Source organism: Bradyrhizobium sp. 22, assembly GCF_000482425.1.
GTDB classification, from domain to species: domain Bacteria; phylum Pseudomonadota; class Alphaproteobacteria; order Rhizobiales; family Xanthobacteraceae; genus Bradyrhizobium; species Bradyrhizobium japonicum_B.
This window is the reverse complement of record NZ_KI519399.1, coordinates 4,633,193-4,658,518: the sequence shown is the minus strand read 5'-3', so window position 1 is coordinate 4,658,518 and position 25,326 is coordinate 4,633,193. Positions and strand designations below refer to the sequence as shown.

Genomic DNA, 25,326 nt, shown 5'->3' with positions numbered 1-25,326 from the left:
AGCGACGAACCCGGACTCCAGATGTTAAAGCGCAAGATTCCGGGTTCGCGCTGACGCGCGCCCTGGAATGACATCGATGGGCTCAGCCCTGCGCCGCAGCCGGCTGCTTGGCTTTGGCCTCGATCTGACCGATCGCGTCAACCACGGCATCGAAGGTCAGCAGCGTCGAGGCATGGCGCGCCTTGTAGTCGCGGACGGGCTCGAGGAGCTTGATCTCCTCCCATTTGCCTTCAGGAGGCGCACCATTCTCCTTCAGCATCTTGCGAACAGTCTCGCGTAACTCACGGAGTTCGCTCGCAGTCGAGCCGACAACCCGACTTGCCATGATGGATGAAGAGGCTTGTCCGAGTGCGCACGCCTTCACGTCATGGGCGAAGTCGGTGACGGTGTCGCCGGTCATCTTGAGATCGACCTTGACGGTCGAGCCGCAGAGCTTGGAGTGGGCGGTGGCGGAGGCATCGGGATCCGGCAGCCGTCCGAGGCGCGGAATATTGCCGGCCAACTCGATGATCCGCTTGTTATAAATGTCGTTCAGCATGTGATGGAGTCCAGCGCGTCCATGCCCACTTCGGCACCCGATCGGCCTTGGCGGGCGTCGTCCAGGGTCCTATATAGGGTCGGAACTGGTGGAAATACAGTCCGGCGGTACAAGGCGGTGATCCGGATTCATGCCGTCGGCGTTTTGAGCTCGGGACCCTTTCCGCCGAAACTGTTCTCTTCAGGCGTCCGGCGGCTTGGCCGCCCCGTCTGCCGGTGACACTCCGGCCGCCCAGGCCGTCGAACGGAGTCGATATGGACGCTGCAATCAAATCCATCCGCCCGGGCAAGCCCTCTGACCGGCAGCCCGAGAGCCGACCGGCCGAGCTCGATCCCGCTGAATTCCTCGCGGCCGCCGTCCGCGCCGACCAGCCGCGCCCGGCGCGCGCCGAGGCGGAAGCGGCGGTGAAGACGCTGCTCGCCTATATCGGCGAGAACACCGAGCGCGAGGGCCTGCTCGACACGCCGCGCCGCGTCGTCGAGGCCTTCGACGAGCTGTATCAGGGCTATCACCAATGTCCGGCGGAGGTGCTCGACCGCACCTTCGGCGAGACCGCCGGCTATGACGATTTCGTGCTGGTGCGCGACATCGAGTTCACCTCGCAGTGCGAGCATCACATGATGCCGTTCTACGGCAAGGCCCATATCGCCTATACGCCGGTGGAGCGCGTCGTCGGCCTGTCCAAGCTCGCCCGCCTCACCGACATCTTCGCCCGTAGGCTCCAGACCCAGGAGCACCTGACGGCGCAGATCGCGGCTGCGATCGACGAGGTCCTGAAGCCGCGCGGCGTCGCCGTGCTGATCGAGGCCGAGCATACCTGCATGTCGGTGCGGGGTGTCGCCAAGCATGGCGCCTCCACCTTCACCAGCCGCTTCACCGGCATGTTCCGCGACAATCCCGCGGAGCAGGCCCGTTTCCTGTCCCTGGTGCGAGGCACGCGCTGACCTCGCGAATGGATCGGCAAGGTCGTGTCCGCTCACTCCCATGAGATCGAGGAAGGCCTGTCCTTCCAGCCCCGCTTCGATGCCAGCGGGCTGGTGACGGTCGTCGCCACCGACGTTGCCACCGGCGACGTGCTCATGGTCGCGCACATGAACGAGGAGGCGCTGCGCAGGACGATCGCGACCGGCGAGGCCTGGTACTTCAGCCGCTCGCGCAATGCCTTGTGGCGAAAAGGTGAGACGTCGGGTCAGACCCAGCGCGTGATCGAGATGCGCACCGATTGCGACCAGGACGCGGTCTGGATCCGTGTCGAGCAGATCGGCGCGGCCTGCCACACCGGCCGGCGCTCGTGCTTCTATCGCAAGGTCGAAGGTGAGGGCGGAGGAGCCAAGCTGGTCTTCGCCGATGCGGAGCGGCTGTTCGATCCGGACGCGGTCTACAAGAAGTAGCTCGCTGTCGTTCATCCCTCGATTAACCCCGCATTAACCATACCTGTCCCACGGTGAAACGATGGGGCGGTCCGAATTGCCGGCGTCCCTCAACGCCGCGCGGGCGCTTCATCATGGCGATCGACAATTTCAGTGCCACGCAAACGGCCGGTCTCGATCCGGCGCGGGCGCGCGTCGCCGGTGCGATAAAACAGGCCTCGAACATCTCAGGCGTCAGCTTCCAGTACATGCTGACCACCGCCAAGATGGAATCGGATTTCAATCCCACGGCAGGGGCCACCACCTCGTCCGCGCACGGACTCTACCAATTCATCGACCAGACCTGGCTCGGCACCGTGAAGGAGGCCGGCACGCAACTCGGCTACGGCAATTATTCCGACGCCATCACCAGGACGTCGTCGGGCAGCTACACCGTCGATGATCCCGTGATGAAGCGATCGATCATGAAGCTGCGCGACGACCCGCAAGCCGCTTCCAGCATGGCGGCGGCGCTGACGCAGTCGAACGGCTTCAAGCTGACCGGCCTGCTCGGGCGCAGGCCGAGCGATAGCGAGCTCTACATGGCGCATTTCATGGGCGTCGGAGGCGCCGCGAAACTGATCGCCAATGCCGAGGACAATCCGCAAGCGGTCGGCGCGCGGCTGTTTCCGAACGCAGCGTCCGCCAATCGTTCGATCTTCTACGCCAGGGACGGCCGCGCCCGCAGCGTCTCCGAGGTCTATTCGGTGCTGGACGCGCGCTATGCCAGCGCGGCCAATTCGAAAGTGACCCGCAGCGCGATGGCGATGTATGGCGGCACGCCGTCGACAACGGAGGTCGCGAGCGCGAATGGCGTGCAACCGACCGCGCCGATCGTCGACAACGCCGCCTATCTCCAGACCTTCCCGAATACACGTGCGGCGACGGCTGTCGGTGCGATATCGCCCACGACGGTCGCGGACAATGCGCCGACCACACCGGTCTTCCGCTCGATCTACCAGCCCGGCGATACCACGCAGCCGGTCTCGACCACGGTGCAGAAATTGTGGGGCAACAACGCCTCGCTGACGTCAGTCGCCTCAGCTGCGCCCGACGTGCGTCCGCCGCAACCGCTCGATCTCTTCAGCGATCGCAGCGGCACGTTCTCGAGCTAGTCGCCGTCTCGTGTCCCGGACGCGCTGCAGCGTGAAACGCTGCTGCGCAGAGCCGGGGCCCAGTGCTGCGAACTCCTCTCGAAATTCTAGGCCCGGCTCGGCAGCGCATCACTGATGTGCTGCGCTGCGTCCGGGGCGGGCAGTGCGGGCGGTTCTGTTCCCTTAACAAAACGTCAATAAAACCAGCCAGTTATGGTGAACGCTTTGTTAAGCGTCGTGGTTTATTTTGTGTTGCAGGTGACGAGCCGTCACCCTTTTCGTTTGTTGTGTAAGCCGGAAGCAGCATGATTGTTCGGCAGTTCATTCATTGGATCAGGACGGCGTCCGCCGGCGAGCGGGCCGAGGCATCGCGGGCGTTGGCCCGGGCCTGGCTGATCTCAGACCTTTCGACAGAGGACCGCATCGCCGCCGAAGGCGCGCTGTTGATGCAGCTCGACGATGCCTCGCCCTTGGTGCGGCAGGCGATGGCCGAGGCGTTTGCGCGCAGTCCGGACGCGCCGGCATCGATCGTGCGGGCACTGTCGGCGGACCAGCCGAGCGTCGCGCTTCCGGTGCTCGAACATTCCCCGCTGCTGATCGACGCCGATCTCGTCGACATCGTTGCAACCGGCAATGACGAGGTGCAATGCGCGGTCGCCCGCCGCATCGCGCTGCCGGTCTCGGTCTGCGCCGCCATCGCCGAAGTCGGCTGTGCGGCGGCCGCGCTGGAGCTGATCGAAAATCCCCATGCCGAGCTTGCGCCGTTCTCCTGGAATCGCATTGTCGAGCGCCACGGCCATCTCGCGGCGATCCGCGAGGCGATGCTGGTGCTGGATGACCTGCCGTCCGCAACCCGCGCCGCGCTGGTGGCCAAACTCTCCGAGACGCTGGCGCAATTCGTCGTGGCGCGGAACTGGCTGAGCGCCGACCGCGCCGACCGCATCACGATCGAGGCGCGCGACCGCTCCACCATCAACATCGCGGCGCGCTCGCGCGGCGAGGACATGCAGGGCCTGGTGCATCATCTGCGCGTCACGGGCCAGCTGACCGCCGGCCTGATCCTGCGCGCGCTGTTGTCGAGCAATCTCGGTCTGTTCGATGCGGCGCTGGCCGAGCTTGCCGATCTGCCGCTGGCACGCGTCACCGCGCTGCTGCACGATCGCGGCGGCAACAGCCTGCATGCGCTGCTTCGGCGCGCCGGGCTGCCCGAGGCGACGTTTGCGGCCTTCCAGGTCGCGCTCGATGCCTGCCACGAGCAGGGCTTCGTCGACAGCGACGACGGCGCGGCACGGCTGCGCCGCCGCATGGTCGAGCGCGTGCTCACCCATTGCGAGACCGACCGCGGCGCCACCGAGCCGCTGATGGTCCTGCTGCGCCGCTTCGCCACCGAATCGGCCCGCGAAGAGGCGCGGCTGTTCTGCGACGAGCTGGTCGCGGACGATGCAATCGATCCGCTGTACGACGATCTGATCGCGGCATAGCGAGATGCGGTAGGGTGGGTTAGCCGAAGGGCGGCGCGAAGCGCAGTCCGTAGGCGTAACCCACCAATTCTGTCTGCGGAACCAGAGAGGTGGATTACGCTGCGCTAATCCACCCTACGATACTGTCCGTGTGGATGGAGCAGCCTCACCTTCCGTCATTGCGAGCGTAGCGAAGCAATCCAGGGTCTTTCCGCGGAAAGATCCTGGATTGCTTGGTCGCAAGTGCTGCTCGTAGTGGCGGGGAGAGAGCTGAACCTTACTCTCCCGGCACGATGCTCGGCGCCAGGATCACCTCGAGATGCTCGGGGCGGTCGCGGTTGACGTGCGCGAGATAGTCGTCGGCGATCTTGCGCAGGCGGCGGCTGAGCTCGGTGGAGACGCTGATGCTGTCGAGCCTGGTATTCTCGTGCAAGATGGCGAGGATGGCGTTGATGTGGTGCGTGAACAGCTCGGCCGGGACCTTCGCCAGATCAGGTGCGTGCTCGATGACGCGGCACAGGCTCTCGGCAATTCCCGCCGCGGCCGGATAGCCGAACGTCACGGCGTCGCCCTTGATGTCGTGAGCGGCGTGAAACAGCTCGTCGCGCCTGTCCTTGGTGAAGCCGTCATTGCGGATGGCGGCATAGGCGGCCGACAGACGGTTGACCTCGGTCGTCATCCAGTCCTTGAACTCGCCGGAAAGGCCCGCGAGCGCCTGCTCGGCGCGGCCGACCGGATCGTCCAGATCCTTCTCGTCGACGCGGCGCAGAACCTTGCGCAGCGGGTTGGGCTGCGTGATGATCTGATGCGTGGCGAAGGCCTTGACCTCGATGTCCTTTGCGCTGTTCTTCGCCATGATCTCTGCCTCGCCTGAAGACGCCTGCGCTAGATGGTGGAGCGGGCCTTGTCGAGCAGCGAGGGCTGCTGCAGCACCTCGTGCTTTTCGCCGACGCGGCGCTCGGGACCCATATAGGCGGAATTGGTGTTGCGGCGCCGGTCCGGCCCGAAATAGGTCTTGGTCTTGATGAAGGGGCGGGGATTGGCGACCACGTTGAGGATGCGCTGATAGAGTCCCTTGGCCGAGATCGGCTTGGCCAGGAATTCGGTGACGCCGGCATCGCGCGCGACGGTGACGCGGCGCTTCTCGGAATGGCCGGTCAGCATGATGATCGGCGCGTAAGGGTTGCCCTTGGATTCCGGCTGCCGGATCATCTGCGCGAGCTCGAGCCCGTCGAAGATCGGCATCGCCCAGTCGGTGATGACGATGTCGGGCACGTAATGGCTGTACATCTCGAGCGCGGTGGCGCCGTCCTCGGCTTCATAGACTTCGCGCGCGCCGAAGGAATGCAGCAGCGTGCGCAGGATGCGGCGCATGTGCGGATTGTCGTCGCAGACGAGGAAGCGCAGCTTGTTGAAGTCGATACGGAACATGACGCCCGGGCCAAAAGCGGTCAACCTTCGTTAACCATATCGCGCCGGAGGTTAACGAAGGGTTGCGACTGCAGGCCGCGAGGTGGTTCTAGTAGCCGAACTGCTCGCGCAGGATGCGCTCTTCCAGGCTGTGGCCGGGGTCGAACAGCATGCGCATCGAGATCGTCTTGTCGGACAAGACCTCGACCCGGCGGACGTCGCGCACTTCGTCGTGGTCGGCGACCGCGGCCACCGGTCGCTTGTCGCCCTCCAGCACCTCGATGACGACATAGGCCGTGTTGGGCAGCAGGGCGCCGCGCCAGCGCCGCGGGCGGAAGGCGCTGATCGGAGTCAGCGCCAGCAGCGCCGCGTTGATCGGCAGGATCGGGCCCTGAGCGGACAGATTATAGGCGGTGGAGCCGGCCGGCGTTGCCACCATGATGCCGTCCGCGATCAGCTCGGGCATGCGTTCGCGCTCGTCGATCATGATCCGCAGGCGTGCGGCCTGATAGGTCTGCCGGAACAGGGCGACCTCGTTGATGGCGTGATGCAGGTGGACGCGGTCGTTGACGTCGGTCGCGCGCATCAGAAGCGGATTGATCTCGGATTCATGCGCGGCTTCGAGCCGTGCGCGCAGATCGTGGGTCGAATATTCGTTCATCAGGAAGCCGACGGTGCCGCGATGCATGCCGTAGATCGGCTTTCCCGTGCGCATGTTCTGGTGCAGCGTCTGCAGCATCAGCCCGTCGCCGCCGAGCGCGACCACGACATCGGCGTCCTCAGGGTCGCAATTGCCATAGTCCCTGGTGAGCTGGCCGAAGGCGGCCTGCGCCTCGTTGCTCGAGCTGGCGACGAAGGCGATCCGGTCGTATCGCTGGGGCTTGGTCATTGGCTTGTCGGACACGGCCGCTGGCTGGAGGAAGTTCCGCCGGGCTCGTCTATACGAGGTTTGGCTGCATTGTCGAGGATCACCGCCTTTCAAGGCAAACGGGCGATTGTCGGTCCAGAGAACAAAACGGGTTGATTTGAGCCCGGCGCGGATGCGGCATCGACCGTGATCCCGCAAACGGTCGCAATTTCCTGCTAGCTTCACTACGGCCCGGCGATGACAGCCGGGCAGGGAGAACGATCATGCCCACGATCTTGCCGAGGCTGCGACGAACCGGGCTCGTACTGGCTGTTGCGGTGGCCGCATGCGCAAGTGTTGTGCGCGCGGAGGATCCGCCGCAGCCGCGCGCCGAGATGACCCCGCCGGCCGGACAGAAGGGCGGGCGCGGCAGCGCTGCGCAAAGCGGGCCGCAGAGTTCGTCCCCGGCCGAGACGCACCGTCTCCCGCCGGATTCGACCACGAAGCAGACGTTGGAGCTGCCCGGCCGCACCCTCAGCTTCGCGGCGACCGCCGGCTCCATTCGCGTGTTCGACGGCAAGGGCGAGCCGCTGGCCGACATCGCCTATACGTCCTACCAGCTCGACGGCGCCGACCGCGCCACGCGTCCGGTCACGTTCCTGTTCAACGGCGGACCAGGGGCATCCTCGGCATGGCTCCAGTTCGGCGCGGCCGGTCCATGGCGGCTGCCGTTCGATGGCGATGCGCTGTCGCCATCGGCTTCGCCCGAGGTGAAGCCGAACGCGGAAACCTGGCTCGACTTCACCGACCTCGTCTTCATCGATCCCGTCAGCACCGGTTACAGCCGCTTCATTGCGAGCGGCGAAGACGCACGCAAATCGTTCTACTCCGTCGACGGCGACGTCAACGCGATTGCGCTGGTGATCCGCCGCTGGCTCGAGAAGCACGACCGCCTGACCTCGCCGAAATTCGTCGCGGGCGAGAGCTATGGTGGTATTCGCGGGCCAAAGGTGGTGCGCCAGTTGCAGCTCCAGCACGGCGTCGGCGTCCGTGGCTTGATCCTGGTGTCGCCTCTGCTCGATTTCCGCGAGTTCACCGGCACCAGCCTCCTGCAATATGTCGCAACGCTGCCGAGCTATGTCGCGGTGGCGCGCGCGGCGAAGGGGCCGGTCAAGCGCGCCGACCTCGCCGACGTCGAGGCCTACGCGCGCGGCGAATTCCTGGCCGATCTGGTCAAGGGCGAGGCGGACAAGGAGGCCACCAATCGTCTGGCCGACAAGGTTGCCGAGCTCACCGGCATCGACCAGGCGGTGAGCCGCCGCCTCGCCGGGCGCTTCGACGTCGGCGAATTCCGCCGCGAGTTCGACCGCAGAGGCGGCAAGGTGACGGGACGCTACGACGGCTCCGTGCGCGGCTTCGATCCCTATCCGGATTCCAGCAGCTCGCGGTTCGGCGACCCCTCGGGCGATGCGCTCCAGGCGCCGCTGACGAGCGCTGCGGTCGACGTGCTCACGCGCAAGCTCAACTGGCGGCCCGACGGCTCCTACGAGGTCCTGAACGGCAGTGTGGAAGGTCATTGGGATTTCGGCCGCGGCATCAACCCGCCGCAATCGGTGTCCGAGCTGCGCCAGATCCTTGCCACCGATGCCAAGCTGAACGTGCTGGTCGCGCACGGCCTGTTCGACCTTGCTACGCCCTATTTCGGAACCAAGCGGGCGCTCGATCAACTGCCCGCCTTCGTGACGCAGCGCGTCAAGTTCGTCGTCTATCCCGGCGGCCACATGTTCTATTCGCAGGGCGGCTCGCGGCAGGCGTTGCGCAGCGAGGTCGAGCGATTGATCAGGGAGTAGGCCGCCGCTTGCGCGGCGGATAGCGACGGGCGATCTCCTTTGCCACGACCCGCTCCGACTTCACATTCGCGCCGGCGATCCAGATGTCACTGACCTTGCCGCGCTTGTCGCGGATCCGGCGCACCGGCTCGCCATGGCTGGAATAGCCGGCGGCCCAGGCGAGCTTGCCGTTGTCGCGGCCGGTGACCTCGATTTCGGCGGCATCCATGAACGGATTGTTGAACTGCGGATTGGCGACCAGCACGCGGTTGCCCGCGGCAACGAGGTCGGTTGCGCCCCAGATCGTCCACCAGCGGCCGGTCCAGTCGCGCAGGCGGCGGTCGGGTGCGCCGCGGGTTTTGAAGACGCGCAGGATCTGCATGGCGCCGTCCATCCAGAACGGCGCCGCGCCGTCGATGGAATTGCTCAGGATGCTGATCGAAAGCTCGCAAGCCGGGATCGCGCAGGTCCGCGAGATGTAGCCCTGAAAGCCGCCGCTATGGCCGAACCAGTCCCAGCCGTCGGTCTTGCCGGCATTGACGCCGAGGCCGTAGTAGCCCTCGAAGCTCTGCGGGATGCGCCAGTGATGCCGCGTCATCTCGCGGCGGCTTGCGACGGAGAGCACGCTTTTCCTCGCATTGGGCGCAAGCTGCGCGAAGAAGCGCGCGGTGTCGCCGGCGGTGGCAACGAAGCCTGCGGCCGAAGCCATCGCCTGCGCCGGATTGTCTCCGGGGATCACGCAGCGTACGCCCAGCGGAACCTTTCGTGTGTGGCCGCGCGCGAAGGAGGCGCCCTTGGGAAGCGGCGCGTCCGGCTCGGTCTCGCGCAGGCCCGCGGGCCCGATGATCTCGCGCTTGATCCAGACCGAGTAGGGCTGCTCCGTCACCGCTTCGATGACGAGGCCGAGCAGGCCAAAGCCATGATTGGAGTATTTGAAGCGGGTGCCGGCCTCGATCGCGGTCGGCAGCTTCAATTCCGCGAGCAGCTCGTTCGCGTCGAGGTAGGGGCGGCGATCGATGAACTGGCCGGAATCGACGCCGTCGCGCGTCAGCCCCGCGCTGTGCGACAGCACCTGCGCGATCGTCGTCTCGGCAACGCGCGGATGCAGGCCGCCGACATACTGGCCGATCGTATCGTCGAGCCGGAGCTGGCGCTGCTCGCGCAGCTTCATGATGCCGGCCGCGGTGAAGCTCTTGGAATGGGAGGCGATGCGGAAGCGGTGGCGCGGGGTGAGCTTCTCGCCGGTGTCGAGATTGGAAAGGCCGAATGCATGCTCGGCGACGATCTCGCCGCGATGGGCGAATGCGACCATGACGCCTGGCTGCTGGATTGTCGTCAGTTGGAATTCGATCCAGGAGCCGACGTAGTCGATCGCGGATCGCAGCCACTTGTCCATTGCGCTACCGGTTTGCGGGGATTGGTGCGAGAGGCTAGCCGAGAAAGCGGAACGGGCACAACCCGGAAGGTCGTGCCCGTTCGCCTCATGAAGTTGCGATGTCGTCAGTACACGAGCGTCGCGCCGGTCGGCTTGTCGAGCGCAGCCGCAAGCGAGCGATATTCGGAGCTGTCGGTGCCGGCGAGCGAGGCGATCTTGTTCAGATGATACTGCGCCTGTTCGCGGTTGCCCTGTTCGAGCTGCCAGAGGCCGTAATATTGCCAGGTGCGGACGTGGTTCGGATCGTCCTTCAGCGCCAGCTCGTAATAGAGCTTCGACGACTGATAGTCGCCGAGCTTGCGATAGGAGTAGCCGATCAGATTGGCGACGTCGGCGACGTCGTCGCGCTTCAACGACTTCAGCTGGCCGATCGCGCCGGTGTAGTCGTGGTTGTCGTAGATCGCGGTGTAGGCGGTGCGATAGGCGGCGAGGAATTTGGGGTCGTTGACGGAAGAGCTCTTCTTCTTGCCCTTCTTGGTCGATGAGTCCGAGCTCGGCGGCGGCGAAGGGGAGTCGCCGCCCGCAGCATGGGCGCTGGACAGCACCGGTGCGGCCGCCAGCGACATGGCGACCAGTCCCGGCACGACAAGCATTGAGAGTTTGCGCATCTAAATTCTCCCGTATGGAACTTGGCGATCCTACACGATTGCCCGAAGACCGAAACACCCGTCCCGCACAAACATTCCCGCTTCGCACCATCTGCTCGCCCGGATGCAGATGACAAGCTCGTCATCGAGATGAACGGGAGCCTGCAAGGGGCTTCAGACTGGGTTCAGTGCCTCGCCCCTAGGTTCCGGCCTACGATCGAAGGGTAGGCGAGAGGGTGCCGCCTCGAGATCCTTCCAAGAGGAGACCACCATGCTGAAGACCATTTCCGCAGCCTTGCTCGCGGCTTCCGCGATCGCAGCCCCGGCCTTCGCCGCCGAGGCCGGCAAGACCACCATGACCGCCCCGGTGGTCAAGGCGGAGCAGGGCCAGACCAAGGCGTCCACCACCGCCGCAAAGCCGGACGCCGCTGTCAAGGCCGACGCCAAAGCTGCTGACATCAAGCCCGCCGACGTCAAGGCGGATTCCAAGGCGGACGTTAAGGCGGATTCCAAGTCGAAGGCGATGAATGCCAACGCGGCGGCGACGCCGGACGAGCACAAGTCGGCGCCCACGCATAGCCACGACGACAAGCATCTGTCGGCCAAGAAGTCGCAGAAGGCACAGCCGGACCTGGTCAAGCCGGGCACCAGCGACAAGCGCAGCTGACGTCTGATCCCGCGCGGCGGCACCTTGCATTGCCCGCCGCCGCGTACGGACTTCAGGTCCGTCCCGGCGCCTGTGCAAAAGCGCAGGCGCCGGCGGCGGTGCGGTGCTGACGGTGCCTCCGCGCAGGACCGAATTCCCTTTGCACGGCCTTGGGGCTAGAACATGCGAGGAGTCTGTGCACGTGGAGAGCGCGAGCTGTGGGGCGATTGGCGAGACGTACTGCGCGCCTGGCGTTGATCCTGACCCTGCCGCTGGCGCTTGCGGCCTGTTTCGGCGGCGATGGCGACCGTCCGACCTTCATGGGCGGGACCCAGGCCGGAGGGCCGCAGCCGTTTCCCGACAATTTCCGCAGCGACACGCTGGCGCTGATGCGCACTTATCTGAACAACCCGGTCGGCGTGCGCGAGGCCAGCATGGCCGAGCCGGTCCAGCGCGAGGTCGGTGGCCGGCAGTTCTATGTGAGCTGTCTGCACTTCACCCCGCGCGAGACCGACGGCAGCTACAAGGCCATGCGGGAACGCGCGGTGATCTTCGTCAACGGACGAGCGGACCGTGTCGTCGACCGGACCAGCGAGCTCTGTGCCGGTGCGGTTTACGCACCCTTTCCGGAACTCGAAAAGATGACGCGGTAGCGCAAAGCCGGCCTTCATGGCCTGGTGCTAGAACGAGATCGCCGAAGCCGCCGGATCACATTTCGGCGAGCTTTGAACGGGGCGGTTTGGCGTTGCGACAAATTGGGACGGCAGGTCTTGCGAGTCGACAAAAACAGTCGGCGGGATGGAACAAACTCGCGTTGTTGCCGACCCGTCACAGTAACGAACGATCAACGTTCCGGCATTGCCGTGAAGCAACCCAATTCACGCCACGTTGTTTCCTGAGTGTCGTAAATGAAAGAACGGGGATGATCATGAAATCGATTTTGCTGGGTGCAGTTGCTCTGCTTGCGCTGGCCGCGCCGGCCGCTGCGGCGGACATGCAGCCGCGCACCTATGCCAAGGCGCCGGCCTATACGCCGCCGCAGGTGATCTATAATTGGACCGGTTTCTATATCGGCGGTCATGTCGGCGGCGCGTTTGCCGGCGACAACAGCTTCCAGTCCAGCGACGCCCGCTTCATGGGCGGCGTGCAGGGCGGCTTCGACTACCAGTTCGCCCCCAATTGGGTGATGGGTATCGAGGCTCAGTACTCGTGGCTCCCGACCAACAACAACGGCGTCACGTTCCCGCTGGGCACGCAGGTGACGTCCAACACCGACCAGATCGGGTCGGTGACCGGCCGTATCGGCTACACCTGGGGACCGACGCTGCTCTACGCCAAGGGCGGTTACGCCTGGCGAAACAACAATCTCGGCGTCAACATCGCCGGCGTGCCGCAGGCCTTCACCACCACCGGCAACAGCAAGGATGGCTACACGGTCGGCGCCGGCCTCGAGTACATGTTCGCGCCCAACTGGTCCGCCAAGGCCGAGTACCAGTACTATAATTTCGGTAGCACCACCTTCACCTCGGGGCCGGCCGAAATCGTCGGGGTCCGCGGCCGGGAGGACGAGCATACCGTCAAGGTCGGTGTGAACTACCGCTTCGGCTGGGGCGGTCCGGCAGCTTCGCGCTACTGACCCCGCGACCTACGACCACGCTCTGACAAAGGCCGGCTCCGCCGGCCTTTCGTTTATCCGCCGTCGGCCGGCCTGCATTTGCAATGCGTGAACCATCTGGCGCGTCATTTGCAGACGAACATTCCGGCGCGCGCCTTCTCACGCGTGTCATGGGTCTTGGGTAAAGCAAAAATAATTTTTGCCGCTTACGGAACTCGCGCTCCGGAACGCGTTATATGAGAATTACCGGGCTGGTGGGACGACGGACATGCGTATCTTGGTGTCGGCGGTGGTGCTCTCGTGCTTCTTGGGCCTGCCGTGCTCTGCACAGACAATCCTCAAATCCGAGCCTCTGATGTTGGCACCTTACGAGGTGGCTTTCGTCAAGGACGCCTCGTGTCCGTCGGGCAAGGTGATGAAAGTCACCGGCGCGATCCGCGGGCTGCACCGCCGCAAAGCCTGCGTGGCTATGCCTGGTGAGCAGGCCTCGCTGGCGACCGCGACGCCCTGATCCCCCTGCGGTTTCCTTCGGCAGCCCCTCACGAATTCAGCTCAAGCTCCGTCCTGGACTGGCGCTCGGCTTCGGCCTTGTTCCTGGCGGGGTCCTCGCCCGGGGCAGCCCGACAGGGTTTGATCTCGTAGTCATTGTCGAGCACCCGGCGCGGCCCCGGATGGTCCTCGTCGGCGTTGACATCCAAGACCAGGCCGCTCCGCTGCGCGAGCTTCCAGACGTCGGACTCGCTCGGATAGGCCTTGCTGATCTGGGCGTCGTTGCAGAACAGGGCGTAGGGCATTGCTTTCCGCTCCGGAAAGCCCGTTAACGACCCTACGTGCCCAGGCGTTCCAGGTGGCGGATGATCACGGGCCCGTGATCGGGCGCACCAAGCCTTGAGTCCTTAACGAGTCCTGAATCGCGAAAAAAAGAATCCCCGGGACTCATTTGGCGGAATCAGCGGATGTTTTCCGCCATGACGAGCCACCTGAACACCTCCTGCGGGCACATGCTCCTGCCGCTGACGCTGGCGCTCCTCGGCGCCTGCGCTGCCAATCTTTGGCTGGTGTGGTCTTGGCTATAAGTCTTGGCTGTAGGATCTGGCCGTCGGCCCTCTGACGGGGCAGCCTTACTTTTTGGCCAGCGGGCCCGGGACGTCGCGGAGGGCGGCGCGCAATTTGGTCAGGGTTTGCGCACAAAATTCCTCGCGCTCGCGCTCGAACCGCTCCTGATGCTTGCGGAAATTGGCGATGCGGGCCTGCATCTCGGTGCGGAAATCGCCGGTCGTCCGCGGCGGCGAAAGCTGGATGGGCTGAGGCTGCGGAGGGGCCGGGGGTGCCTCGACCTCGACCATGACGGTCTCGACCGCCACGGCCTCGATGGTCGCCGCCGAAGCCTCCGGCGGCACGCCAGGCCGCAGGAGCTCATCCGTCCTGCCGGTCACCGATTGGACGAAGGCCAGTGTCTGGGCGATCAGCGCGTCGCGTTCCCTGATCCATTTCATGATCCACCTCAGCTGCCGCCATTCCAGCAAAGCGGCTGCGCCGAATCAAGACGGTTGACAAGGGTTGCATATTTTTCCCGGTCGCCCGAAAGTGGCGGATGGAGTCCGGAAAAGAACGTTCGGCCGAAGTGGATGGCTTGAGGCTGATCCGCGCGTTCCTGTCGCTTCCGCCCGACAGGCGGGCGGAGGTGATCGCGTTCGTGGAGGAATTGGCGCGTGCCCATGGCCGGCCCGAGGAGGGCACCAAGGCATCGCCGAGGTGAGCTATCGCTCGCGCGGGTTGACGTTGGGCTCGAACGGCGCGCCCACCACCCGAACCGGCCTCTGATCCGAGATCCTGGTGACGTCGATCACAGTCCGCTCGGCCACAGTCCGCTCGGCGACCTGCCTTTCGGGGGCCGGCTGAAGCACCGGCTCGAGCAGCGTCAACGTCCCAGCCACGGCGCCACAGCAGAGTGTCACCGTCGCCAGCAGAAACATATTCCGGTTTTCTTCGCGAATTCGCATGGGTCGAGAACGAACGACGTGCGTCGTTGGTTCCCAGCGGTCCTCTATCCGGAGCGCGAATGCCGTCGACAGCGCCAGCAGAAATCCCGCGGCGATGACGAACCGCACGGCCGTCATCACAACCTGACCACATCGGCGGCGTTCGCTGTATGATGTCCCGCATCGCAATTTCGACTCGCGCCCGTCAGATGATCGCCAATCGTCCCCCCGTGCTCGCTCACGAACGCTTCGTCGCCGACCGCGATAATTTCGCGGGCCTCGATCTCGCCGCGCGGTTCGAGCGGATCGAGCAGACCAACCTCTGGGGCGCAGCCAGCTCGGTGTCGGGCCTCGGCTCGGAGGACACCGCCACCGCCGCCATCCGGGAGGCGCTTCCGCCCTTGTTGCAACGGCTGGGCGCGCGCTCGCTGCTCGATGCGCCCTGCGGCGATGCGGGCTGGATTGGCCGCATCAAGCTCGATCTCGACTACATCGGCATCGACATCGTGCCCTCGCTGATCGAGGCCAACAACCGGCGCGTGGCGGACGGCGAGCTGGCCGGCCGCTTCCTCGTTGCCGATATCACGCGCGATGCCCTGCCGCGTGCCGACCTGATCCTGTGCCGGGACTGCCTGGTGCATCTGAGTTTTGAGAACATCGCCCGCGCCATCGCGCGCTTTCGGGAGAGCGGGGCGCAATTCCTGCTCGTCACGACGTTTCCGGAATGGGAGCGCAATCGCAATTGCGAGGACGGCGACTGGCGCGCGCTCGACATGACGAAGGCGCCGTTCAATTGGCCGGCGCCGCGCGCGTTGATCGACGAGCGCTGCGAGGAGGGCGACGGCGGCTGGCGCGACAAGAGCCTCGGGTTGTGGCGGCTCGACGAGTTGCCGGATTACGGGTGCGGCCACCAGGGGAGAGCCAAGCAGCGCGCCGAAGCCGTCGACGTGAGATTCGCGCCTCGGGCGCTGCGGCATTGAACCGCTTCGGAGCCTGACGCCACAAAGTGGCATGACCGGCATCATCAGAGAATTGCTGCTTCGGATTGCGAGGTCCGTCGTCGAGGCTTGGTCGCTCGCGTTGTTCACAAAGGTGGGGCAGTGGCTGGATGAGAACATAGCCGGGCGATACGTGAAGCTCGTCATCGGCATGCTTCTCGGGCTTGCCGCGTTTTTCTTCGTCCCGGTGGTTCGCGGAATCCTCGGTCTTTGATGGTGCCGGCTGAGGGGATTGAACCCCCGACCTTCGGTTTACAAAACCGCTTGTCTGTAAACAGGATATCGTACGAAGGGGTCTGAAACACAAATTTTGTTGACAGTATAACAGGTTATGGCGGTCTCAGATATCCTGTTTGGTCCGGACGCAAGCGTTGCGGCAATTATCGTCGAGGGCGGAGGTCTCTTGGAAGTCGGCGTGGGAGCATTCCGAGTTTCGTGGGACCAGGTCGATCTCACTTCTGGCCGAAATGGCGTTGCGATCAGTCGTAGCGAGACCGAGGTGGAGCGGATGGACCTGTTCGATGATGGCAAGGTTCAGAGCGACCGTCGCGAATTCCGTGTCTCCCAGATCATCGGAGACTGGACACGCATCGGCAATGAGACCAATTCTTGCTTCATCAAGCGCGGTTATGTCACCGACGTCGTGATCGATCGGGGCGGAAGGCTCCGCGCGATTCTCGAATCCCGATCATTCCGACTAGGTGGCGGGATCTACGCCTATCCGTTCTACGATTACCAAGCTGGTTGGAGACCTCACTACGGCTACTACGACCTTCCACTGGAAAATATGTCGCAGCCCGCTTCCGAAGTACGACGAGAGCGCTTCGCCGGTCTTTGACAGGGCCCCGGCGCCGTCCAGCCTCGACGAGAACCCCACCGGTGGACGCTGCGGGCAAGATTCAGTGAGGGAGTGATCACCAAAGGCCTGGCGCCCGAGGTTGAGTGGTATCAGCCTCGGTGACGTCGGCCAAACCAGTCCTTGGAATCGGCCGGCCTATGGTCATGATCCATCATTGACCGCGCACTTCCGGCTTTCCCGAACTTGGAGCAGCCGGCAGAGCGCCGGGAGCGATGTTCATCTGCGGTGGTTGTCGGGAAGCCGCATCCCTGGAAGAGCGGGCAGGGGAGGTGGCCTCCTGCTGCCCAGTCGCGCTCTGCCCGCGACCTCCCGCAAGGCCGACTGTAATCTGATCCGTCCCGACCGGCTCCGGTGTGGAGCTGCCATCGGCAGCTGCTACGCGCCAGACCTTGTTTCCGGCGTCGTCCGCAACGAGCAGCGCGCCGGTGCCGTCGATCCCGAGGCCAACGGGCCGACCGCGCGCCTGATCGCCCTCGAGGAAGCCGGTCACCACGTCTCGCGCCTTGCCGGCAGGCGCGCCGTTCTCGAAGGGAATATAGACTACCTTGTAACCGGAAAAGGAGTTGCGGTTCCAGCTGCCGTGCTGGCCGACGAAAGCACCACTCCGATACTCTTCTGGAAGGGCTGAATTCATCGTGAATGTCATTCCCAGCGCGGCAACGTGGCTCCCCAGCGCGTAATCAGGAGCGATCGCCTTTTCGACCATATCAGGACGCGGCGGGTGGACGCGCTCGTCGACATGATTGCCATAGTAGCTCCACGGCCAGCCATAGAACGCCCCCTGTTTGACCGAGGTCATGTAGTCCGGGACGAGATTGGGACCGAGCTCGTCTCGCTCGTTTACCACGGCCCAGAGTTCGCGCGTTTGCGGGTGGAATGTCAGGCCGTTGGGGTTGCGCAGGCCAGACGCATAGACGAGGGGGGCGCCAGTCTGCCGGTCCACCTGCCAGATGGCGGCGCGTCCCTTCTCTGCCTCCAGCCCTCTTTCGGCTACATTGGAGTTGGAGCCGACCGACACGTAAAGAAAGCGGCCGTCCGGACTGAGCGCGAGATCCTTGGTCCAATGATGGTTGATCGGTCCGCCGGGCAACGGCGTGAGCACCTTCGGCTGCGCGGCAATATTGGTATCGCCGAGCCGATAGGGATAGGCCAGGATCGCATCGGCGGCGGCCACGTAGAGCGTATTGTCATTCCACGCCACGCCGAAGGGTGAATTTAGGTCCGTGAGCAGGTTATGGCGCTCGTCGACTTCGCCGTCGCGGTTCGTATCGCGTAAGAGCGTGATGAGGTTGCTCTTCTTCTGTTCGCCGCCACCTCCTTGCGCGTACGACATGATCCAACCGCGGATGAGGTCTTTGGGACGCGCGACCGGCTTGCCGGGTGGAGCGCGTGACTGAATGACGAGAACGTCTCCGTTCGGCAAGGTATGCACCGTGCGGGGGTGAACCAGGTCGCTGGCATAGGCCGTGATCTTGAGCCCGCCGCCGACAGCCGGCGTCTCACCCTCACTCCAGCCGATCACCTCGGCCACCTTCAGATTGGTCAAAATGGAGTAGCTCGGTTTCGGCAGGACAGGCTCAGGTCCAATCTGTTGCGAAATGTCGAAATCCGTGCCGCCTTCGCTGCAGCCCGCAAGGGCTGCGACGAGCAGGGAACTGCTGACAAATGCGGCGGCGCCCCGCAACCGAATGCACCTAGTCATGTCGTCTCACTCCCACGCTGTAATGAAATACGAGTGCACGGCCAAGCCAGTTGTTGACGACCATGGCGATGATCGTCGCAACGGAGAGAATGAGACCCCATGGCACAACGGCGATCCAACCGTCTCTGGCATGAGCAAGGCTGTTGAGGAAGGCCAACGCGAGGACAACCGCGCCACCAACGGCATGGGGCCACGTGGCTTTCGGAGCACGGACAGCCGAACCGAACAGAAAGTCAATGACGCCCGCAACCAAGGCAAGCGCGCCGGAGACAAGTCCGGCTAAGAGAAGCCAGGACGAGAACTCATGCCACATGAGATAGGATGTTCGCCAGTATACGACGTCGGTGAGTAGCGTCAGCGTGAAACAGACGGTCGGAAATTGGGCGAGCATCGAGTGAATGGGTTGGCCGCCGGTTGCCGCGGTCACGGGGGTATGCAGATGCGTCATCAGTGGTGTCCATGACCGATACTTTGAAACATTCGAATGTGCGGACGGGCGCATGGTTCCTCGGAGCAACGAGTTAGGTCTGCGAGCGCACCTACAATTGTCGCCACGGAGCTTGCGAACCGCATGACCGAATTTGTGAACCGGCCGCGCTCGGTGCCGAGAAGTGGCCGCGGGGGAGGAATTGTACGGTTTCGCACCAATCTGCGCTCGCCTGCGACTTTCGGCGGAAGCACGAGACGACGGTTACGAGCTCGCTGAAAAGAAGAAAGTCGGGGGGCGCGGTCCTGTCGCGGGGCTGTAAACGGCAATTAGTTGGAGCGTCTCTCGCCAGGGATCGTTGTCTTCTCACCGAGGGTTTCGCGGATCCACAACTTTTGCACGAGTACCATGACAACGACTGTAAGAGGCGTTGCAAGGATGACGCCTAGCATGCCGCCTAGCGCTCCAAATGCCGAGAGTCCAAGCAAGATGAGCGCGGGCGGTAACTCCACTGCACGCTTCTGAATCATCGGAGTGATAATGTTGCCTTCGAGCTGTTGAATGACGAAAACAGCGCCCACCGTCCACAATAAGACGCTAAGGTCCTGCGTTAGCGCGAATAAGACTGCCGGCAGAGCTCCGATGATCGGACCGATCAAGGGAATGAAGTTCGTCGCACCTGCAATTGCTCCAAGACCGACCGGCGAAGGCAAACCGATCGTCCAAAAGGCAAGCCCGCATAGCACGCCGACCAGCGTCATGGAGGCGAGTTGCCCGAGGAACCAGAGGCGAAGCGCTGAGGCGGAAATATCCAGCGCTTCTGCGATGCGGTCATGCTGCTCGGAAGGGAATAGCTTGATCGTGCCGCGACGATAGACGCTCGGGTCAGCGGCGAGATACACTGCTACGACCGCGACCAGCAAAAGATCACTCACCACGCCAAGCGCAGTGTAGCCGACGCGGGCCGCTCGAGACAGCAGCTGTCCGCTGCCTTCGCTGGAAAGAGTTTCTTGAAGCTGTTTGAATGCATCTGCAATGCCCAGCGTCGCGCCTGCAACATTGATTGCGCCGGGGAGCTGATCGAAAACCCCTGATATCTGCCCGATGATCTGTGCTCCGAACAAGCTGAGCAAGATGCCGGCAAGGGCTGCCAACGAAACGCAACTCACGGCAAGTGCCCAGCCGTACGGGAGCCGGCTGTATCTTGCAACCGCGGCGGCAAGTCCTCCTAGCAGGACCGACAGGAGAACGGCAGCGAAGAGGAGGATGAATAGGTCCGCAAGCTTCCACGCGATGTAGGCGATCGTGGTCACTGCCAGCGTGATGAGTACGCGGCGGAGAAAAGTCCAGTCGGAGGCGGGGGCGTGGCTCATGTGCATGGAACCGCCCCGGCGGAGGAGGCACTACCGAGTGTTCCCGGCAGGGTGAATGCCGGGTTGGACAACCGCGCTTTCATGGGACCTCCTCGATCGTTCGTCGCGGAGGAACTGCGGATCGTCGCGCTCGTTCCATTAGATGCAAACGACGTCGGCGCCGGGCAACTGACAAGCCGCCACTGTTGGGCCAGGCACGTACCCGCTCCGAAGGGGCTGCGAATGAACGATGCCGCAAATGACCTGGTCTCGGTTTGGTCGCTCTGCCTTGCGTCCGGCAACTCGGCGGATTCAACGATGATCTGGTCGACGTGGAGCATCGCACCCGCCGTGACGCTTCCGCTGGTTCTCTTCGGTGCCCTTTATGCTGCAGGCGTCTTTCGGCGCGCCGCAGAGCCGCATGATTCAGGAGCGCTGTGTTGCGAGATGACGGCCGCCGCAGCGGCCCTGTTGCTGCTCGTGGCTGCCGTCGTGAGCCCGCTCTGCCGGCTTTCCGCTGCGCTCGCTTCGGTCCACATGGTTCAGCACCTCGTGCTGGTCATCCTGGTTCCGCAGCTCATTGTCGTTGCGGCTCCGCTTCGCACGCTCGGAGCCGGACTGCGCAGAGCCACGCGCGCGACCTCGAGCAACGGCAGGCAAGAGCTTCAGTGGGATCGGCCGTTGCTCGCCGCTGGCGCTTACGGCTTCCTGATCTGGTTCTGGCACGCCCCCGCGACGTACGAGCTCGCGCTGACAAGCGTGGGCTGGCACCTTCTCTATCTCGGATCCCTCATGCTGGTCAGTCTCTGGTTCTGGGCCTGCGTGTTTCACACGGCATCGATTGGCGCGGCCGCGCTCGCTCTGCTCCTGACGATGGTCCACACCGGTTTGCTCGGAGCATTGCTGACCTTCGCTCCCTGGCCGCTCTACCCTATCATGGGTGGAGGAGCAATTGCGTTCGGACTTTCGCCGATCGAAGATCAACAGCTGGCCGGCCTCATCATGTGGGTACCCATGGGTCTGATCTATCTGCTCAGCGCGCTCTGGGTCATGAGCCGCGGATTCTCCGCGCGGTCACTAGGGCAGTCGTCTGCGGCGACGGGTAGCGTCGACCGAAGGTAAAGCCGAGGCAGCTCTCAACTTTGGACGAAGTAGAGAAGCGTGATGCCAACCGCAAACGTTGGGAGCGCGACCAAGGCGTCATAGCCCATCCGCAGGAATGTTCTGTTTGCGCGTTCGAGCAGACCAACCAGAAAGATGCCCGTCAGGATAATGCCGAGCGTTGCCGCGAGCGCTTCGAAGCGACCGGCCTGATTCAGGACCGGCTCACCGGCATAGACGACGTCGGCGAGAAAGACGAGACCGAGCGTGAGAATGTTGGTGCCGAATACATCCCCCAACGCCATCTCGTAGCGTCGCAGCCGCACCGCCGAAATGATGGAGCTCAGCTCCGGGAGCGATGTGGCAAATCCGACCAGCACAAGCCCGACGATGCCTGATCCCAGCCCGGTGAGTTTGGCAATAGCGTCGCCGCTCTGGGCGAGACCGAAGCCCGCCACGAGAATGGCGATCGCACATAGAACGGTCAGCAGCACCAGTGTGGTTAGCGACGAGTGGGACCCGACGCCGTCGTGATCACTGCTTCCTTCCTCGAGCTGGTCCGAACGGTGCCCTGGGCGTCGCTCGGCGCGCCAAGGGGCACGTCTCCCGTATCGCGCCGACATCCAGAATGCAAAGGCCGCGTACGTTAGAAGTGCGAGCGACCAGGCGCCGAACGGACCAAGACTCACATCGCCCGCCAACACCGCCGAAATGGTAAGCGACAGAGCGATGATGACAAGAACGCCCTGCATGAGTGTCGTCGGCCGGCCTATGGTCGATGTGATGGCGTCGCGACCGAGCACGGCGTCGGCTGCTGCGATCAGTACGACGTTGATGGAAACGCTGCCCAGCAGGTTATTCGTAGCGAGAGCTGCGTTTCCGACATATGCCGACGTTGAAACTGCGGCAATCTCCGGCAAGGACGTAATCGTGCCCATGAGCAGCATTCCGACGAATGCTTCGCTCAATCCGGATCTGTCGGCGATCGCGTCAAGATATTGCGCCAGCTTGTAGCCGGAGAACCAGACGATGGCTGCAGCTGACACGAAGATCGCAAGATTGGCGAAAAGACCGAGACTGCTGAGATCGCCGAGCTTCATTGCATCGTTCTCCTGGCTCCAGTCTCGACGCTAGCCGCATGGTGGCACGATAATCGCGGGCAATCCGATCCAGCCGATCGCAAGGAGCGACAACAACGCCACCGCCACCGCCAGGTATCGAAGAAAGTCGGTGGATGAACTTCGACTGTCTTCGACGTGGTCGGGTGCTCGCAACGCAATGAACATCAAAGCGAGAACGCCAGTCGTGGCTATTGCCGCACAGAATAGAATGGTCAGAGGAACGACACTGAACCCGAGGAGATGCAGGCGATGAAAACCGCGGGCGCAGGCGAGTGCGTTGAACACGTATACGAAGCCAAAATACGCAGCCCAGATGAGCAGCCCGCCCAGCACGACAAGCGTTTTGCGAATGAATGATGCACTATCCATGCGCGCTTACCCGACGAGGTGCGGAAACAGATGAACGATCGCGAGCGACACGATCCCCTGCAGGATGGTGTACTGCCAAAGCATCTGGGTGTTATCGAAGGTCACGCGACGTTCGGCGGACAGACGGCCCGTGAGCGAGCGAGCGGCCGTGTACAGTCCCATGAGCACGAGAACAGCCGCGAAGAATCCTTGCCATGAGACAATGGCGTAGACGATGGCGCCGTAGCTCGACGCGGATGGCGACAAGCCGATCGAGCGATGAGCAAGCACCTCACTGACGACAGGCAACGGAATGAGCAGTATGGCCGCGACGAGAGGCAGGGCGACCGGAACGGCGCTTCTGACCGGCCCGCGCGGGAGCAACCGGCCCGCGGCAAATACCCCTGCACCGCTCAGCAGGTACATCGCAGCCGAAGCAACCGGCCAGGCGAGATCCGGCAGACCTGCCGAAGCTCGCGGCCAAAGTTGCGGCTTTACGGTCCATAGAAATAAATACGAGAACAGCAGGCACGCAAATGCAGTAGCCGCGACCAAGATGAGTACGATCATCGCCCACCAGCTGTGGCTGGCGGAACCCGTGACGTAGGTCGGAAGCACAAGGCCCCCGCCGATATCGACAGCCGGCACATCCGGACCGGGGTCCGTGTCCCATAGCCACCAAAGAACGCAGGCAGTCGCAAGTGCGCCGCAAGCGAACGCCGGAATGAAGAGTTTGAGGGTCAAGCCAAAGAAGAAGGCGGCAGTAAACAGCGCCGCCAACACGGGCGGCCAACTCGGGCCCGGCATCCTCAGCACATATTGTGGCCGCGCCTCGATGGGGCTGGTCACAATGGTCTCGCGCGACCGCGTCGGCGCGCCCGGCAAGTAGTAACGCCCCTGCTGCACGTCTTCGGCAAGGTTGGGCTGGTCCCAAAGCGGCTCGCGGCTTGTGATGATGGGAATCGATCGTGTCTGATAGTTGCCGGTAGGCAGCCATTCAAGCGTTCCCGCATTCCATGGATTTCCGGCGCTTGCCCCGAATGGACGGAAGTTTCTTGCAAGGTCGATCAGAAAGGTCAGAACGCCGGCCGAGATCATGAATGCGCCCACCGTCGAGATCATGTTCAGCGGGCCCCAGCCCATTGCCGCGATGTACGTATAGGTGCGACGCGGCATGCCCATCAGGCCGGTGAGGTGCATCGTGAAGAAGGTGACATTCACGCCGACGAACATCAGCCAAAACGCGGTCTTGCCGAGTCTCTCGGAGAGCGGCTTGCTCGATATGGTGGGCGCCCAATAATAGAAGGCGGCAAACAGCGGAAAGACCATCCCGCCGATCAGGACATAGTGGAAGTGAGCGACCACGAAGTATGTGTCGTGTGCCTGCCAATCGAACGGGGCCATTGCCACCATCACGCCGGTCAGGCCGCCCATCGTAAAGATGAAGAGAAAGCCAAGAATGAAGTAGGCTGGGGTCTTCCACTGCAAGGTACCCAACGCAAAGGTCGAAATCCATGCGAAGACCTGGATGCCGCTCGGTATCGACACGGCCATACTCGCCGCAGAGAAGAAGCTGATTGAAAGAGAAGGAAGGCCAGTCGTGAACATGTGGTGCACCCACAACCCGAACGACAGGAAACCCATGCCGATGATGGCCAACACCACAAGCCGGTACGCCACGAGGGGCGTCTGCGCCATCGCAGGCACGATCATCGATACCATGCCCGCGGCAGGCAGGAAGATGATGTACACTTCGGGATGGCCGAAGAACCAGAAGAGGTGCTGCCACAGCAGCGGATCGCCGCCCTTTTCAGCGAGGAAGAAAGGCCAGTGGAATGCTCGCTCGAGCTCGAGAAGCACTGTGGCGATAATAATCGCAGGGAAGGCAAAAACGATCATCAGCGCGAAAATCAGCATCGCCCAGGAGTACACAGGAAGCTTGTCGAGCGATTGTCCCGGTGCGCGTGTCTTCAAAACGCCGACGATGATCTCGATCGCGCCGGCGATGGCCGATATTTCGATGAATCCTATGCCGAGAAGCCAGAAGTCGGCATTGATCCCAGGAGAATACGTATAGCTCGTCAGGGGCGGATACATAAACCAGCCGCCATCTGGGGCCAGCCCGAAGAAGAGACTGCAAAAGAAGGCAAGGCCACCGACGAAATATGCCCAGAATGCATATGCCGACAATCGGGGAAAGGGGAGGTCGCGTGCAGCTTGCAAATTCGGAAGCAGATACACGCCCATGGCTTCGACCGCGGGCACGGCGAACAAGAACATCATCAGCGTGCCATGCATAGTGAACAGCTGATTATAGAGGGCGTGGCCGATTAGCCTGCTCTCCGGAACGGCCAGCTGCGCGCGCATCATCAGCGCCAATATCCCCGCCAGAACGAAGAACAACATCGATGCGCCGACGTACCAGACGCCGACATAGCTGTTGTTGACAGCTGAGATCAGATGGAAGCCGCGCGGTGGCGCCCAGATTCGCTCCAGCTCGTCGAGTTCGCCCTCCGGCCGCGGAATCGAATTCGGAAAGCCGTCAGTCCCGGCGGGCAAGTTCTCG

At 63.4% G+C, this 25,326-nt stretch carries 29 protein-coding genes; 14 read left to right on the top strand and 15 right to left on the bottom strand.

Annotated elements, in window-relative coordinates; all coding sequences use genetic code 11:
* Nucleotides 1–82: 82 nt before the first annotated feature.
* A complete protein-coding gene (locus tag K410_RS0123885) occupies nucleotides 83–538 on the bottom strand; it encodes an iron-sulfur cluster assembly scaffold protein (protein ID WP_028137200.1) in 456 nt (151 codons plus the stop codon).
* A 254-nt stretch (nucleotides 539–792) separates the two neighbouring features.
* Between K410_RS0123885 and folE the strand changes: the two genes are divergently transcribed.
* The 4 genes from folE (at nucleotide 793) to K410_RS0123865 (ending at nucleotide 4,522) form a co-directional block, all read left to right on the top strand.
* The gene (gene folE, locus K410_RS0123880) at nucleotides 793–1,482 is read left to right on the top strand and encodes a GTP cyclohydrolase I FolE (protein WP_028137199.1); all 690 of its coding nucleotides are present in this window, start codon (nucleotides 793–795) and stop codon (nucleotides 1,480–1,482) included.
* 24 nt (nucleotides 1,483–1,506) lie between these two features.
* Nucleotides 1,507–1,929, top strand: a complete 423-nt coding sequence (gene hisI, locus K410_RS0123875; protein ID WP_028137198.1) for a phosphoribosyl-AMP cyclohydrolase — start codon at nucleotides 1,507–1,509, stop codon at nucleotides 1,927–1,929.
* A gap of 113 nt (nucleotides 1,930–2,042) precedes the next feature.
* The gene (locus tag K410_RS0123870; RefSeq protein ID WP_028137197.1) at nucleotides 2,043–3,062 is read left to right on the top strand and encodes a transglycosylase SLT domain-containing protein; all 1,020 of its coding nucleotides are present in this window, start codon (nucleotides 2,043–2,045) and stop codon (nucleotides 3,060–3,062) included.
* Nucleotides 3,063–3,346: 284 nt separating this feature from the next.
* Nucleotides 3,347–4,522, top strand: a complete 1,176-nt coding sequence (locus tag K410_RS0123865) for a DUF2336 domain-containing protein (RefSeq protein ID WP_028137196.1) — start codon at nucleotides 3,347–3,349, stop codon at nucleotides 4,520–4,522.
* A 256-nt stretch (nucleotides 4,523–4,778) separates the two neighbouring features.
* Here the strand turns inward: K410_RS0123865 and K410_RS0123860 are convergent, their stop codons facing one another.
* From K410_RS0123860 to K410_RS0123850, 3 genes are all read right to left on the bottom strand, one after another.
* Nucleotides 4,779–5,357, bottom strand: coding sequence for an Hpt domain-containing protein (locus tag K410_RS0123860; protein WP_028137195.1), 579 nt, complete (start codon nucleotides 5,355–5,357; stop codon nucleotides 4,779–4,781).
* A 29-nt stretch (nucleotides 5,358–5,386) separates the two neighbouring features.
* Nucleotides 5,387–5,932 carry a response regulator gene (locus tag K410_RS0123855; RefSeq protein ID WP_011088265.1) on the bottom strand — a complete coding sequence of 182 codons (546 nt, stop codon included), beginning with the start codon at nucleotides 5,930–5,932 and terminating at the stop codon, nucleotides 5,387–5,389.
* Nucleotides 5,933–6,020: 88 nt separating this feature from the next.
* Nucleotides 6,021–6,800 carry an NAD kinase gene (locus K410_RS0123850; protein ID WP_028137194.1) on the bottom strand — a complete coding sequence of 260 codons (780 nt, stop codon included), beginning with the start codon at nucleotides 6,798–6,800 and terminating at the stop codon, nucleotides 6,021–6,023.
* A gap of 242 nt (nucleotides 6,801–7,042) precedes the next feature.
* Here K410_RS0123850 and K410_RS0123845 point away from each other — a divergent pair, with 242 nt between their 5' ends.
* Complete coding sequence (locus tag K410_RS0123845) at nucleotides 7,043–8,608, top strand: S10 family peptidase (RefSeq protein WP_028137193.1); 1,566 nt, start codon at nucleotides 7,043–7,045, stop codon at nucleotides 8,606–8,608.
* Here K410_RS0123845 and K410_RS0123840 read toward each other — a convergent pair.
* Both K410_RS0123840 and K410_RS0123835 read right to left on the bottom strand, forming a co-directional pair.
* Entirely contained in the window at nucleotides 8,598–9,983 is a 1,386-nt protein-coding gene (locus tag K410_RS0123840; protein ID WP_028137192.1) for a serine hydrolase domain-containing protein, read from the bottom strand. The genes K410_RS0123845 and K410_RS0123840 overlap by 11 nt on opposite strands.
* A gap of 104 nt (nucleotides 9,984–10,087) precedes the next feature.
* Complete coding sequence (locus tag K410_RS0123835; protein WP_028137191.1) at nucleotides 10,088–10,630, bottom strand: tetratricopeptide repeat protein; 543 nt, start codon at nucleotides 10,628–10,630, stop codon at nucleotides 10,088–10,090.
* A 250-nt stretch (nucleotides 10,631–10,880) separates the two neighbouring features.
* Between K410_RS0123835 and K410_RS0123830 the strand changes: the two genes are divergently transcribed.
* The 4 genes from K410_RS0123830 (at nucleotide 10,881) to K410_RS41435 (ending at nucleotide 13,381) form a co-directional block, all read left to right on the top strand.
* Nucleotides 10,881–11,276 carry a hypothetical protein gene (locus tag K410_RS0123830; protein ID WP_028137190.1) on the top strand — a complete coding sequence of 132 codons (396 nt, stop codon included), beginning with the start codon at nucleotides 10,881–10,883 and terminating at the stop codon, nucleotides 11,274–11,276.
* A gap of 197 nt (nucleotides 11,277–11,473) precedes the next feature.
* On the top strand, nucleotides 11,474–11,908 hold the full coding sequence (locus K410_RS37175; RefSeq protein ID WP_196236040.1) for a hypothetical protein: 435 nt from the start codon (nucleotides 11,474–11,476) through the stop codon (nucleotides 11,906–11,908).
* 275 nt (nucleotides 11,909–12,183) lie between these two features.
* Nucleotides 12,184–12,891, top strand: coding sequence for an outer membrane protein (locus tag K410_RS0123820; RefSeq protein ID WP_028137483.1), 708 nt, complete (start codon nucleotides 12,184–12,186; stop codon nucleotides 12,889–12,891).
* Between the two features lie 247 nt (nucleotides 12,892–13,138).
* Nucleotides 13,139–13,381 carry a DUF6719 family protein gene (locus K410_RS41435; RefSeq protein WP_028137189.1) on the top strand — a complete coding sequence of 81 codons (243 nt, stop codon included), beginning with the start codon at nucleotides 13,139–13,141 and terminating at the stop codon, nucleotides 13,379–13,381.
* Nucleotides 13,382–13,409: 28 nt separating this feature from the next.
* Here the strand turns inward: K410_RS41435 and K410_RS0123810 are convergent, their stop codons facing one another.
* Both K410_RS0123810 and K410_RS0123800 read right to left on the bottom strand, forming a co-directional pair.
* Nucleotides 13,410–13,664, bottom strand: coding sequence for a hypothetical protein (locus tag K410_RS0123810; RefSeq protein WP_028137188.1), 255 nt, complete (start codon nucleotides 13,662–13,664; stop codon nucleotides 13,410–13,412).
* 327 nt (nucleotides 13,665–13,991) lie between these two features.
* Complete coding sequence (locus K410_RS0123800) at nucleotides 13,992–14,366, bottom strand: hypothetical protein (RefSeq protein WP_028137187.1); 375 nt, start codon at nucleotides 14,364–14,366, stop codon at nucleotides 13,992–13,994.
* 98 nt (nucleotides 14,367–14,464) lie between these two features.
* On the opposite strand from K410_RS0123800, the gene K410_RS40520 reads away from it, so the two are divergent.
* Nucleotides 14,465–14,629 (top strand): hypothetical protein, encoded by a 165-nt coding sequence (locus K410_RS40520; RefSeq protein ID WP_196236039.1) that lies wholly within the window; start codon nucleotides 14,465–14,467, stop codon nucleotides 14,627–14,629.
* 1 nt (nucleotide 14,630) lies between these two features.
* On the opposite strand, the gene K410_RS41430 is transcribed toward K410_RS40520, so the two are convergent.
* On the bottom strand, nucleotides 14,631–14,981 hold the full coding sequence (locus tag K410_RS41430; RefSeq protein ID WP_349509805.1) for a hypothetical protein: 351 nt from the start codon (nucleotides 14,979–14,981) through the stop codon (nucleotides 14,631–14,633).
* Nucleotides 14,982–15,061: 80 nt separating this feature from the next.
* Between K410_RS41430 and K410_RS37170 the strand changes: the two genes are divergently transcribed.
* The 3 genes from K410_RS37170 to K410_RS0123770 all read left to right on the top strand — a co-directional run bounded on the left by K410_RS37170 (nucleotide 15,062) and on the right by K410_RS0123770 (nucleotide 16,688).
* The gene (locus K410_RS37170; protein WP_155253564.1) at nucleotides 15,062–15,832 is read left to right on the top strand and encodes a class I SAM-dependent methyltransferase; all 771 of its coding nucleotides are present in this window, start codon (nucleotides 15,062–15,064) and stop codon (nucleotides 15,830–15,832) included.
* 31 nt (nucleotides 15,833–15,863) lie between these two features.
* The gene (locus tag K410_RS0123780; RefSeq protein WP_028137185.1) at nucleotides 15,864–16,064 is read left to right on the top strand and encodes a hypothetical protein; all 201 of its coding nucleotides are present in this window, start codon (nucleotides 15,864–15,866) and stop codon (nucleotides 16,062–16,064) included.
* Nucleotides 16,065–16,181: 117 nt separating this feature from the next.
* The gene (locus tag K410_RS0123770) at nucleotides 16,182–16,688 is read left to right on the top strand and encodes a hypothetical protein (protein WP_028137184.1); all 507 of its coding nucleotides are present in this window, start codon (nucleotides 16,182–16,184) and stop codon (nucleotides 16,686–16,688) included.
* A gap of 172 nt (nucleotides 16,689–16,860) precedes the next feature.
* Here the strand turns inward: K410_RS0123770 and K410_RS0123765 are convergent, their stop codons facing one another.
* The 3 genes from K410_RS0123765 to K410_RS0123755 all read right to left on the bottom strand — a co-directional run bounded on the left by K410_RS0123765 (nucleotide 16,861) and on the right by K410_RS0123755 (nucleotide 20,211).
* The gene (locus K410_RS0123765; RefSeq protein ID WP_049820188.1) at nucleotides 16,861–18,411 is read right to left on the bottom strand and encodes a PQQ-dependent sugar dehydrogenase; all 1,551 of its coding nucleotides are present in this window, start codon (nucleotides 18,409–18,411) and stop codon (nucleotides 16,861–16,863) included.
* Nucleotides 18,404–18,859 (bottom strand): DUF2231 domain-containing protein, encoded by a 456-nt coding sequence (locus tag K410_RS0123760; protein ID WP_028137182.1) that lies wholly within the window; start codon nucleotides 18,857–18,859, stop codon nucleotides 18,404–18,406. The genes K410_RS0123765 and K410_RS0123760 overlap by 8 nt, the downstream gene beginning before the upstream one ends.
* A 308-nt stretch (nucleotides 18,860–19,167) precedes the next feature.
* On the bottom strand, nucleotides 19,168–20,211 hold the full coding sequence (locus K410_RS0123755) for an AI-2E family transporter (protein WP_063831451.1): 1,044 nt from the start codon (nucleotides 20,209–20,211) through the stop codon (nucleotides 19,168–19,170).
* A 222-nt stretch (nucleotides 20,212–20,433) separates the two neighbouring features.
* Here K410_RS0123755 and K410_RS37165 point away from each other — a divergent pair, with 222 nt between their 5' ends.
* Complete coding sequence (locus tag K410_RS37165) at nucleotides 20,434–21,312, top strand: cytochrome c oxidase assembly protein (protein ID WP_196236038.1); 879 nt, start codon at nucleotides 20,434–20,436, stop codon at nucleotides 21,310–21,312.
* 14 nt (nucleotides 21,313–21,326) lie between these two features.
* On the opposite strand, the gene K410_RS0123745 is transcribed toward K410_RS37165, so the two are convergent.
* The 3 genes from K410_RS0123745 to K410_RS0123735 are packed head-to-tail and all read right to left on the bottom strand — an operon-like array spanning nucleotide 21,327 to nucleotide 25,319.
* On the bottom strand, nucleotides 21,327–22,391 hold the full coding sequence (locus K410_RS0123745) for a sodium:calcium antiporter (RefSeq protein ID WP_028137180.1): 1,065 nt from the start codon (nucleotides 22,389–22,391) through the stop codon (nucleotides 21,327–21,329).
* Nucleotides 22,392–22,421: 30 nt separating this feature from the next.
* The gene (locus K410_RS0123740; protein WP_028137179.1) at nucleotides 22,422–22,781 is read right to left on the bottom strand and encodes a hypothetical protein; all 360 of its coding nucleotides are present in this window, start codon (nucleotides 22,779–22,781) and stop codon (nucleotides 22,422–22,424) included.
* A gap of 6 nt (nucleotides 22,782–22,787) precedes the next feature.
* The gene (locus K410_RS0123735; protein ID WP_028137178.1) at nucleotides 22,788–25,319 is read right to left on the bottom strand and encodes a cbb3-type cytochrome c oxidase subunit I; all 2,532 of its coding nucleotides are present in this window, start codon (nucleotides 25,317–25,319) and stop codon (nucleotides 22,788–22,790) included.
* Nucleotides 25,320–25,326 lie beyond the last annotated feature (7 nt).